Source organism: Balneolales bacterium ANBcel1, from assembly GCA_029688905.1.
Lineage (GTDB): Bacteria > Bacteroidota > Rhodothermia > Balneolales > Natronogracilivirgulaceae > SLLW01.
Window position 1 is genome coordinate 409,061 of record JARULB010000001.1, and the last position, 12,081, is coordinate 421,141.

General features: G+C 54.0%; 8 protein-coding genes. All 8 read right to left on the reverse strand.

Going from position 1 to position 12,081, the window contains the following annotated elements:
• Positions 1 to 24 precede the first annotated feature (24 nt).
• The 8 genes from QA596_01595 to QA596_01630 all read right to left on the reverse strand — a co-directional run bounded on the left by QA596_01595 (position 25) and on the right by QA596_01630 (position 11,924).
• Positions 25 to 1,590, reverse strand: a complete 1,566-nt coding sequence (locus tag QA596_01595) for a RagB/SusD family nutrient uptake outer membrane protein (GenBank protein ID MDG5766141.1) — start codon at positions 1,588 to 1,590, stop codon at positions 25 to 27.
• A 25-nt stretch (positions 1,591 to 1,615) separates the two neighbouring features.
• The gene (locus QA596_01600; GenBank protein MDG5766142.1) at positions 1,616 to 4,606 is read right to left on the reverse strand and encodes a SusC/RagA family TonB-linked outer membrane protein; all 2,991 of its coding nucleotides are present in this window, start codon (positions 4,604 to 4,606) and stop codon (positions 1,616 to 1,618) included.
• Positions 4,607 to 5,009: 403 nt separating this feature from the next.
• Entirely contained in the window at positions 5,010 to 6,248 is a 1,239-nt protein-coding gene (gene ispG, locus QA596_01605; protein ID MDG5766143.1) for a flavodoxin-dependent (E)-4-hydroxy-3-methylbut-2-enyl-diphosphate synthase, read from the reverse strand.
• Positions 6,249 to 6,394: 146 nt separating this feature from the next.
• A complete protein-coding gene (locus QA596_01610; GenBank protein ID MDG5766144.1) occupies positions 6,395 to 7,276 on the reverse strand; it encodes a rhomboid family intramembrane serine protease in 882 nt (293 codons plus the stop codon).
• 21 nt (positions 7,277 to 7,297) lie between these two features.
• On the reverse strand, positions 7,298 to 7,921 hold the full coding sequence (locus QA596_01615; protein ID MDG5766145.1) for a rhomboid family intramembrane serine protease: 624 nt from the start codon (positions 7,919 to 7,921) through the stop codon (positions 7,298 to 7,300).
• Between the two features lie 159 nt (positions 7,922 to 8,080).
• Positions 8,081 to 8,806, reverse strand: a complete 726-nt coding sequence (locus QA596_01620; protein ID MDG5766146.1) for an ABC transporter ATP-binding protein — start codon at positions 8,804 to 8,806, stop codon at positions 8,081 to 8,083.
• Positions 8,807 to 8,917: 111 nt separating this feature from the next.
• Complete coding sequence (locus QA596_01625) at positions 8,918 to 10,276, reverse strand: efflux RND transporter periplasmic adaptor subunit (GenBank protein ID MDG5766147.1); 1,359 nt, start codon at positions 10,274 to 10,276, stop codon at positions 8,918 to 8,920.
• Between the two features lie 256 nt (positions 10,277 to 10,532).
• The gene (locus QA596_01630; GenBank protein ID MDG5766148.1) at positions 10,533 to 11,924 is read right to left on the reverse strand and encodes a TolC family protein; all 1,392 of its coding nucleotides are present in this window, start codon (positions 11,922 to 11,924) and stop codon (positions 10,533 to 10,535) included.
• Positions 11,925 to 12,081: the final 157 nt, after the last annotated feature.

Consider the following 12,081-nt stretch of genomic DNA (forward strand, 5'->3'; position numbering starts at 1 on the left):
CTGTAATTAAATGTTAAAAACGGATTAGTAATTCGGGTTCTGAGTCAAGTTCGGATTGGCGTTGATATCCGATGACGGGATCGGATAAATATTCAGGTGATCCGAAGTTGAGAATCCCTCCTGGCTACCGCCTTTCCACGACCAGACATAATCTGCGGTTGTGAATTTTCCGTGTCGGACAAGGTCTGTACGCCGGTGGCCTTCCCAGTAAAGTTCCCGCGCCCGTTCATCGAGGATGAAGTCGAGGGTGAGGTCACCAGCCGAGATATTGCCGGAATCATCCCCGAAAGCGCGTTGGCGGAGCTGGTTGACCAGGTCCACAGCGGTAGCGGTGTTTCCGCCCTGTCCGCCGCGAAGTGTGGCTTCAGCGTACATCAGATAGGCGTCGGCCAGCCTGAACATCGGGAAGTCGGTGTCGACATAAGCCGTACGCGACCCGTCTGCACCGGTTGAAGTCTTATTTTTCCATTTTGTGACGGCGTATCCGTGGTTGAAGTCGGTGATATCTTCAATTTCCAGCGACTGCCCGTCGGTATGGAACATGGCGCGGCCGTCATTGTCCAGGTCGAATTTCTCGACAAATTGCGGGGTAACCCGGTGGCCTCCCCATCCGCCGGCAACACCAAATTCAGAGGCATCCATGGAACCGCCGATTGCGGCGTGCACGATAAAGTTGGTCCCACCGTAGGTCTGCGTCATGTTCCCGTCAAACGGGATAGCGAAAATCACGCCTTCGGCCTGGTCGTTATCGGCCAGAAACAGGTGCTGGTAGGTGTGATGCAGAGAATACCCCCCATCCTGAATCACCCGGTTGGAGAAGGTAACGGCATCGCCCCAGCGGGCTTCACCGATATAGACTTCGGCGTTCAGATAGAGTTTCGCCAGGGTCATCCAGACAGCGGCACGGTCGGCGCGGCCATAGTCATTGGCACGGGGTGCGGGCATATCATTTTCAATTGCCAGCAGCTCGCTTTCAATGAACTCGAACAGCGCCTGGCTGCCAACGGGTTGGGGTTCGAACGCGCCAATCGGGTCGTCGTCGGTGACAAAAGGAACGCCGCCGCCGAACAGGTCAAGCGCATGCCAGTAGCTCAATGCCCTCAGGAAGCGCGCCTCGGCCATATACTGCTGGATCTGCGCGTCGCTTTCATCCCGGGCGTTGCGGATGAACTCGTTGGCAAGGGTGATCTGATAGAAGATTCGGCTGTACATACCCATTACGAAGTCATTGCTGGCACCCCAGGATTGGGTATTGAAAGAGGGAAGTCCGGGGTCGGACCATCCCACGACGGCTTCATCGGTCGGGATCTCCTGGTGCACCCAGTACTGGCGCAGATAGCTGGAAAATCCTTCGTCAATTCCGTCGATGTCGGGCATTCCGGCAGGTCCTTCCTGTCCGGTGACCGCAAACCCCGCATAGAGCTTCGCCAGCACCTTGCGGAAATTCTCGGGGCTGTCGTAGACCATGTCGGATGTGATCTCACTGTCGTCAATCGGCGTTGTCGACAGATCACCGGTGCATGATGTCCACAGAGGCACCATGGCGACAATCACGGCAATCAGTAGTAATTTCAAATTGAGTTTTTGCATAATCTCGGAGAATTAAAGTGTTCCGTTAGAAATTGATATTCACGCCCATGACAAAGGTACGCGGCCTGGGGAAGAGCACCTGATCGATACCTCCGAACACTTCGGGATCCAGCCCGCTGTAGTTGGTGATAACAAACACGTTGCTCACCGTACCGGAGAGCCTCATGGTGGTGCCCAGGTCAAAGAGGTTGTCGAAGGTGTACCCTACGGAGACATTGTCCAGGCGGAAGAAAGAGGCGTTTTCCACGTAATGGTCGGAGTGGAAACGCGAATTCACGAAGTTGGTCTCCAGTACGGATGCCGGGGAATTCCTCAGGTATCCGTTATAGTACATGTCGGCGTAGAATCCGTATTCGGAAGCGATGTTGTTGTACACGTAGTTTCCGATCTGGGCTCTGGCCGAGAAGGAGGCATCCCAGTTGCGATGGCGGAACCGTGATGAAAAGCCGAAGGTTACGTCGGGATCCGGACTTTCAAACCGGTATTTGTCGGCATCGGTGATGCGTCCGTCGCCATTGCGATCGACATAGGCGCCCTCAACAGGATTTCCGTCCTCATCATACACCTGCTCGAACACATAGAAAGAATTGCGCGCGTGACCCACCGTGTGAATTTGAATGTTATTGCCGACACCTCCCGCAATACCACCGGTTTCCACTCCGATGTAGGAAGGGTCGTCTACGGTCGTCAGTTTGGTGATTTCATTAACGTTGTGACTCACGTTGAACCCAATTTCCCAGTAGGTATCTTCGGTGGCGATGAGCGCTCCGGTCAGGTCGAATTCGATACCCTGCACTTCCAGCGAACCGATATTGGAGATAATCCGGTTAGTGAAGTTGGATCCTGCGGGGACAGGAATCACATTCAGCAGGTCTTTGGTTTCCCTGTGATACACTTCGACGGAACCGCGAATCCGGTCGTTGTAGAATCCGTAGTCCAGCGCGAGGTTGTATGTTGTGGTCTCTTCCCACTTCAGCTCTTCGTTGTACCCTTCCGGTCGGAGGGTCTGGACGAATTCATTACCGAACCGGTAGTAGGCGGTGGGTTCACTGAAGGTATAGCGGGCGAGATATGGGTAGTTGCCCTGGAAGATTTCCTGCTGGCCGGTAACCCCGTATCCGATCCGGAGCCTCAGGTCGGAAAGATTGTTAAATCCACGCATGAAGGGCTCCTGGTCCAGGCTCCAGGCAAATGCCATGGAGGGGAAGTAGCCCCAGCGGTTATCTTCGGAAAATCTGGAAGAACCATCGGCCCGCAGGGTGGCGGTCAGGCGGTATCGATCCATGAACGCGTAGTTGACCCGCCCGAAGAACGAGACCAGATAGTTCTCGGTTTTGTAATCGGTATCCGAATAGACGACGAGGGTATCGGCCCTGTTGAAGTTGGTGGTGTAGCTGGAGCCTTCTTCGTAGTTATGCTGCCAGGAGTACCCCAATGTGGCGTCAAGGCGGCTGTTGATATTGCGAAACTCCTCTTCGTAATTCAGATAGATGTCCAGAAGCTGGTTTTCCCTGCGCTGGTCGTAATCGGTTCGGTTTCCGGAAAGCCTGCGCTCTCCCTCGAAATCAAATGCGGCGAGGTCGGAAACCACTACACTTCCGTCACCGACATCCGAATAGTCAAACGCGGCATTCACGGTTGCCGTCACCTGCCTCATGAAGGGCAAGGTGTAATCCATCTGCAATTTTCCGGAGTAGCGGTACACCGTGGATTCATCCCTGCGTTGTTCCAGCAATGCAACAGGGTTGGTCGTTGAGATCGGAATCGGATTGTCGGAGCCATCCAGCCAGGCGAAATAGCCGCCAAAGCGGTCATCATCCACCCTTACGGGTTGGGTGGGGTCCATGGCCACAGCGGCTCCGAGCGCTCCCTGGTCGGCAAAGCGGTTTTCGACGCGCGCGCCTCTGAGGTTCATATCCACCCGGAGATCTCCATCCAGGAAACTGGGCGAAAGCGATAGTGAACCGGTGAGACGGTCGTTGGAGGAAGTCCTCAGCAACCCTTCATCACCGGAAAAGCCGATGGAAAGGTGGTAAGGAAGATTCCAGTCTGCGTAGTGGCCGGAAACACTCACATCGTGCTCATGGCTTACCACATTGCTATAAATCTCATCCTGCCAGTCGGTATTATGATCACCGAGCAGGTGTGTCTGATTGGGAAAACGCTCCTCGATGGTCTGACGAAACTGTTCGGTCGAAAGCATTTCGAGGGTTTCCCCCTGGGTTTTGTAGGAAAACTTACCGCTATATGAGAATGAGGGAGGCTGGCCTTCTCTTCCCCGTTTTGTGGTGATGACAATCACACCATTGGAGGCCCTTGAGCCGTAAATGGCGGTAGCGGACGCGTCCTTCAAAACGGTAACCGACTCGATATCATTGGGATTAAGCGCGTTAAGCGGATCCCTCATACCTGATATCCCGCCCGGGGCGACCGGTACGCCGTCGATCACATACAGAGGATCATTACTCGCGGACAGCGAAGAACCGCCCCGAATCCGGATGGGTGACCCGCTGCCGGGGGCACCATCACTGGTGGTGACCTCCACGCCCGGAATCCTGCCCTGAAACAATTCACCGATCGAGGGCCGGCCGGCCTGGTTGAAGTTCTCTGATGACACCGTCCGGATGGATCCGGTATTGTCTTCCACCCGTCTTACGCCATATCCGACAAAGACGACCTCATCGCCGAATATGGCCTCGGACATCAGTTCAACGGTGAGGGACGTCCGGCCTTCAAGCGGCACCTCACGAACCTGATAGCCTACATAGGAAAAAACCAGCGTATCATTCTCGGCGGCTCTCAAAGAGAAGTTCCCGTCAAGGTCGCTGGTCGTTCCTCTTGTTGTGCCCTTGATTACAATATTTACGCCAATCAATTCTTCATTGGTGTTGGCATCAACTACCTGCCCTTGTACCTCTATTTCCTGCGCCAAAGCCGTCCCGCCTCCATAAATCATTGGCGAAAAGGCAAACAGCAGGAACAGAAATACCTGTAGTCCGTTTCGTTTTTTTAACATATGTAATGTTCTCTTTAGTGTTCAGTTTGACAAAGGAAAAAGAATGTTGTGCTGATGGAATATCATCTTGCACTGCCCGTAGTACTGACCGGCTTTCTGCTATCCGGTAACAAGCGTGTTCACAGCGATATCTGCCGCCTGTATTGCTTCAAGGTAATGATAGCGCTTACAATTTCAAAGCAATCAGGGAGAATTTTTTATTTTTGTGAGCGCTTACATCTTTTTCCCCGTGACAAAAAACCGCTTTTTACAAAAAAGCGGTTTTACCCGTCAAACCCCTGAAACACAACGTTTGGCCGTTTACATAGCCATTATGCGGATATCAAGCTATTGGGTCCGCGTGTTCGTCGGACAACTGTCAGTCTACCCTGGGTGTTTACATTGCAATTATGCAGGGATCAGGCTATTCGGACGTGGCCATCTCCTTTTTCCTGCCATACCGGCTGACGACATAATCGTCCAGCATCTTGCGGAAGGTTTCGCCGATACGGTCGCCGGTGAGGGTGGAGTGATGCTCTCCGTCGATATAGACCGGCGCTTTGGGTTCCTCGAATGTTCCCGGAAGAGAAATACCGATGTTTGCGTGTTTGGATTCGCCCGGTCCGTTGACTACGCACCCCATGACCGCCACGTTCATATCTTCAACGCCGGGGTACACCTTACGCCAGACAGGCATCATCTCAACGATGTAGTTGTGGATTTCATCTGCAAGCTCCTGGAAGTAGGTGCTTTTTGTTCGGCCGCAACCCGGACACGCGGCCACTTGCGGGATGAAATTTCGAATGCCCAGCGACTGAAGAATCTGCTGGCTCACCCGAACCTCCTCGGCGCGGTCTCCGTTCGGCATCGGTGTCAGTGAAACGCGGATGGTCTCTCCGATACCCTGCTGCAGCAGAATCGACAGAGCCGCCGTACTGGCAACCACGCCCTTGTTCCCCATCCCCGCTTCGGTGAGTCCGAGATGCAGCGGGTACTCGCACAGATCCGAAAGGCGGGTATACGCTTCGATCAGATCCTGAACTCCGGACAGCTTGCAGCTCACTATGATTTTCTCGGCGGGCAGCCCCACCTCTTCGGCCAGGGCCGTGGAACGCATGGCGCTCTCGATCATGGTATCCATCATCACATCCCGGGCTGATTTCGGTTCCGGGAGTTCGTTGTTTCGGTCCATGCGTTCGGCCAGCAGTTGCTGGTCGAGCGATCCCCAGTTGACACCGATTCGTACCGGCTTATCCCATTTGATCGCCTGCTCGATAATAGTCACAAAGTTCTGGTCACGTGTGCGTGTTCCGGTGTTTCCGGGATTGATCCGGTACTTGGCCAGCAACCGGGCGCATTCCGGATACTCTGTGAGCAAAATGTGCCCGTTATAGTGAAAATCTCCGATGAGCGGCACTTTTACGCCCCGTTTATCGAGACCTTCCACAATAGCGGGCACCGCCTCGGCGGCTTCCTTGTTATTCACGGTAATACGTACCAGCTCGGAGCCGGCGGCCGCAAGCCGGTGAACCTGTTCAATGGTTTCGGGGATATCCGCCGTGTCGGTATTGGTCATCGACTGAACGACTACGGGTGCATTGCCGCCCACCTGTACGCCGCCCACAAATACCGGGATTGATTTTCTTCGCTGCATCTGTCTCATAGCCTGAATCCTTCTGATAGCGCGCTAAAAATAAAAAGTTCGGAATTACTCACGGAAATTCGGTTTGAAATGGCGAATCGGTGCTGAATCCGGCCTGCTTGTGCCGGAGATCCGGGCCGTACCGACGTTCCCGAATAAGCAAAACCTCATTTCTTCTTGCTTAGTTCGAACAGCAGACGTTTTTCTTCGGCTGTCAGCCCTTCGTAGCCGGATTTGGAAATCTTGTCCAGAATACGGTCCAGTTCGTCCTGATTGTGCTCTTCAACAATTTCGGCATCGGTTACGATGTGCATCCTGCCCCTGTTTTGGGTGGATGTGACCGGCCTGGATTTGGGTTTGGGCCTGGTCTTTGTGCGGAATCGCTGTTTCAGCTGTTCCACCCACAGGTCATAATTGTAGCCGCGGAAATAGAGCTTGACCAGGACATAGCCCCAGAATGCGCCGCCAAGATGGACGATCCGCGCAACATTATCGCTTGCGGAAGAGATCAGAAGCAGGTCGATGGCAATGAGGCCGGCCACCACAAACCGCGCCTCGATCGGCGGCAGAAACAGCAGCATGATGGGGATCCGCGGGAAAAGCATGGCAAAGGCGACCATCATGCCAAAAACGGCACCTGACGCGCCGATCGTCAGCGTTGTCCCGAAGATGGGATTCAGCACCAGGTTGATGAGTGCGCCGCCGATCCCCGATCCGAAATAAATCACCAGAAAATTTCGTGAGCCGAGCTGTTGCTCGACCGGACGCCCCATCCACCAGAGCCAAAGCATGTTGAAGGCCAGGTGGAGGATGCTGCCATGCAGGAAGAGGTAGGTGATCAGGCGCCACGGCTGGGTGAGGCTGATTCCCCATTCGGGAATAAAGCCGAATACGCGTGTGATACCCACGGCGATGGATGATCCTCCGAATGCGATCAGCACCATCTGAAGGAGAAAAACGGCGACATTTATCGCCAGGATGGTACGAAGCGCAACCGGAAGTCCGAGATACCCCCGCTTCAGTGCTGTGCCAAAACTATCGCCGTACATGGACATGTTCTGTTCCCCGGGCTACTCGTAGTTACCTCTGATGCCCCATATGCGGATGAGGATATAGCCGACCACCATCCCCCCGAGGTGGGCAAAATGGGCGATTCCGGTCTGAAGGCTGCTGACTCCGTTAAAAAGCTCGAGTGCGCCGAAAATCATGACAAAATACTTGGCCTTGATCGGAATGGGCAGAAAGATCAGGAAGATGGGGCGGTTGGGGAACATCATGGCAAACGCCAGAAGGATTCCGTAAACCGCGCCGGACGCCCCGACCATCGGCACATCGGCTCCGGTAATGGCGATATGCAGCAGTGCCGCGCCGATACCGGTGATAAAATAGTACATGACAAAGCGCCGGGTGCCCCACAGATTTTCGATACTCTGCCCGAACATCCAGAGGGCAAACAGGTTGAAAAAGATATGGGCAAATCCACCGTGGAGAAACATGTAGGAGACAAACTGCCAGGGCATGAAATTCGGGTGATTCAGCGGCCAGAGCGCACCGAGTCCGAATACAAGGTTACTCAGCCCGGGAGTCATCAATGCCAGAAAAAAAAGCAGGTTGATGATCAGCAGGTGCTTAACGGCGGGTGGAAACAGGGAAAAACTGGAGGATGGTTGGTAAGGGTCTCCTTGGTAGCTCAAATCACTCGGGGGTTTGTTGTAGCAAATCCTTGTTCGGGTACATTTCAAAACCCAAATATAGGATTATTTCATGGAAAATGCCTGTATCTGATCATTCCGGGAGCAAGCCGCAGGCACCCTGGATACTCAAAGGCGCCGTTCGGCACCGGACGGGCGGTATCAGGCGTGGGCGGCGGCCTTTGCCAGTACGGGCTGGTCAACCATGGCATCGGTTTCGATCATCCCGTCCCTGAGCTGGATGATCCTGCGGCTGTGCTGCGCCACTTCCTGTTCGTGAGTTACCACAATGATGGTGTGTCCGGCATCATAGAGATCCTCAAACAGCCGCATGATCTCTTCGCCCGTTTTAGAATCCAGGTTACCGGTGGGCTCGTCGGCCAGCAGAATGGAGGGGTTGTTGACCAGTGCACGGGCGATGGCTACGCGCTGTCTTTGTCCGCCGGAAAGCTCGTTGGGCTTGTGATCCACACGGTCGGAAAGCCCTACGCGGTCAAGCACCTCCAGTGCCCTTTTCTTCCGCTCCGAAGCACGCATGCCGGCATAGATAAGGGGAAGTTCCACATTTCCGAGGCAATCGGATCGCGGCAGGAGGTTGAATGTCTGGAACACAAAACCGATTTCCCGGTTCCTGACTTCGGCCAGCTCGTTGTCGCTCAGATGGCTCACATCCTGTCCGTTCAGGTGGTAGCTGCCTGCCGTGGGGGTATCCAGGCAACCGATGATATTCATGAGGGTGGACTTGCCGGATCCGGACGGCCCCATTATGGAGACATATTCATTTTTTCGGATATCGAAATCTACTCCCTGAAGGGCATTCACCTGCTGGGTACCCATTTTGTAGATCTTTTCGAGTTCTCGGATGGTTATTATGGCCTGTTGGTTCATGACAATTACTCATCGGTTGAAGGTATCGGATGCCGGTGGAAAATCAGGCATCCCCTGTTTCTCCGTTTCTTCGGATTTTGCCGGCGGAAGTTTCAGTTGCGACACAAAAAATTATCGCCCGGCAACGGTGCTTCCCGGCCGGCGGGTCACCATTATGGCATCTCCGTCTTCAAGTACCCTGGACAGGATTCGGTAATTACCCGAAACAATCTCCTCGCCTACCTGGAGGCCGGAGGTGATATGAATAAACCGATCGTCGCTTATACCGGTTTCGACTTCCACCATTTCGGCGGTTCCGTTATTGACACGGAACACCACCCGGCGCAGGTCTTCCCGCTCAACGCCGGCGGTATCCGCCCGTTGCAGGCTGAAGTCACGCATGGTCACCGCCTGCAGCGGAATGGAGGGCACCTCTTCCTCCCGGAGTGTTTCCACATCAACAGTGGCTGTCATACCCGGCTTGAAGTGTGCTATTTGTTGGGGCACCATCACTTCCGTATCCTGCAGCCTGACCGGCTCTGTGGGCCGGCCGGTTTCGTTTTGAATATTATGCGGACTCAAAATCCGGATTTTGACCGGATATTCCGTAATCTGGTCGGCGGTGCCGCCTCCCCTGGTAACGGCGGAGTTGGCGATCTCAGTTACCGTCCCGATAAACTGGCGGCCGGGATAGGCATCCACTTCGATCCGCGCGGTATCATTTTCAGAAACATAGACGATATCATTTTCATTGACATTCACCTGAACCTCCATCTGCTCCATACGGGCAATGCGAAGCATTTCTGTACCGGCCATTTGGATACTCCCGACTACCCGTTCGCCACGCTCCACATCCAGGCGGCTCACTGTTCCGGTCATCGGCGCACGAATGGTGGTCTGGCGCAGTTCCTCCTCGATCCTTCGCAGTTGGGCCCGGGCGTTTTCCACCTGGTACCGGCTGGCATGAAACGCGGCCTCTTCGGCCTGATAGCTTCGCTGCGCGTTTTCAAATTCAAGCTGGGAGGCCATGCCCCGGTCAAAGAGGGTCCGCTGCTGTTCAAATTCATTTTTAGCACGAAGCATGGCGGCGCGGCTTCGCTCCATCTGCGATTTCTGGCTGAGCAGCGATGCGTTAACCTCTTCAAGACGCGCCTGGATGATATCCGGCCGGATCCGCAGCAGCAGATCGCCTTCCTGTACGAAGTCACCTTCCCTGACATTCAGCTCCACAATTTCACCGGACACATCGGGCGCTATTTTTACCTCAACTTCAGGCTGAATACGCCCGGTAGCAGTTACTATCCTGGTGATGTTTCGTTCACTCACGGTGGAGGTTTCCACAGGATGACCTACGCCCTCACCCCCGATCCATCCGGCCGCACGGCCGATAACTATGAGCAGGACAAAGCAGGCGAATACGGCCGAGATGATCAGCCAGGTTTTCTTTTTTGATTTTTTTGTGGATGCGGTTGAGGCCATAACGTAACTCATTTCAAATTTATAAACCCGTTGTTTCGAGCGGGCATACCCTTCACCCGCCCCATGCGTCCCATGTACCTGTCCGGAAGTGCCCCCCGGACAGGGTCGGGGTACATCATGCATCTGTTACGTAACCTTTATCACAAGGTTGCAAAAAATGAAGCCGGCCAGGTGGCATTCCTCTGGTCTCCATCTCCCATTCACGCACCCTACATCACCCGTTGCCGTTCCCTTCCGGAGGCTGCCGGAAAAATGATCGGCACCTGTTTTAATCGGACAGTGCGTTGATCGCCACATCTTCGGTAATTCGGCCAAGATAGAAATCAAGCACCTTTTCCTGGAATACGAACTGGTACATCACCTGAATCCGGTTTGAACTGGCACGGATAAACTCGTTGTTGGCGTTGGTCAGTTCGATAAGCGTGGCACTTCCCACATTATACCGCTCCTGTTCGGTCTCGTAGGCTCTTTCGGCGGCAATCAACGCCTTTTCGGTCGCCTCCAGTTCTTTGGCCAGGCCGGTATAGTCGTTGTAGGCTTGCTGAAGCTCAAGAAACACCTCCTGCTGCAAATCTTCCAGCTGGAGTTCGGCATTGCGGAAGTCGATCTGTCGCTGCTGAATCTGGTTACGGGTCTGCCGGCGGTTATAGATAGGAATACTCACATTGAAAGAGAGGCCTCTGTTGATGTTGGTATCAAAAAACTGGTCGCTGAACGGCATGACATCATCGGTAGGCATACCGGTATTTGGATCGCGTGACATTTGCTGATCGCGGTATGCCGAAGAAAGGGATGCGGACAGACTCACTTCCGGAAGCCTTCCCGCTTCGCTGATGCGCATGGCGTATCTTGCCTGTTCCAGCTCGAGCCGGGAAGCACGGTAGTCGCGGCGGTTGGCCATGGCGATGGAAATCATCTCCCTCAGGTTGTAGTCCTGAACGGTGATATCCTCTTCCCTGATGCCGGGCGTGATGAAATCATACTCCTGCAGCGGGTCCAGCTGCAACAGTCGGGAAAGCCGGAGTTTGTTCAAGTTCAAAGCATTCTGAGCCTGAATGACACTCAATTCGTTGTTTGCAACCACCGATTCCTGGCTATATTGATCCACAATGGGGCGCATGCCCACTTCAACCTGGGCTTCCACCTGTTCCAGCTGTTTCTGACTTGCCTCCAGGTTTTCGCGTTCGATTTCCAGCAATTCCTGGGAGAGCATCACATCCAGAAAGCGAGCTGCGGCTTCAAAAATTATCGTTTCGCGAGTTCGCTGATAACGCTCCTCGGCGCTCTCTCTTCCGCTTCGCGCGCTTCGCAATTCGTTGATGTTCCGAAACCCGTTGAAGATGGTCACACTGGTGCTGATACTGGCATTCAGGTTGTTTGTGGTTAAATCTTCAAAGGCAATGGCCGCCTGGTCAAACTGCTGTCCCACCCTGCGCTGACCGCTGACCGTCGCGTTGAGGTTCGGTAAAAAGTCGGCGCGTTGGCGCTCATATTCGCTTTCTGCCCGCTCTATGGCACTTTTGCTGATCTGCACATCTACGTTTTTCTCCAGTGCGATCTCGATTGCCTCTTCCAGTGTGATGCTTTGTACTTGCTGGGCCTGTGCGGCCAACGGCGAAATGGCCAGGAACAACGTCGCAAAAACGGTAATATATTTCATGATGGGATTATTCTGTTGTTTATTTGATTTCCTGCGGCGGATATAAATGGCCGCTACGGGCTCAGATCAGGTATTATTGGTATGCCGCCAAATATAGTACCGGTTCCAGGCCCGTTCGTTGTTTTACTTAGACGTTGATTTGCAAGGCAGGTTGCAA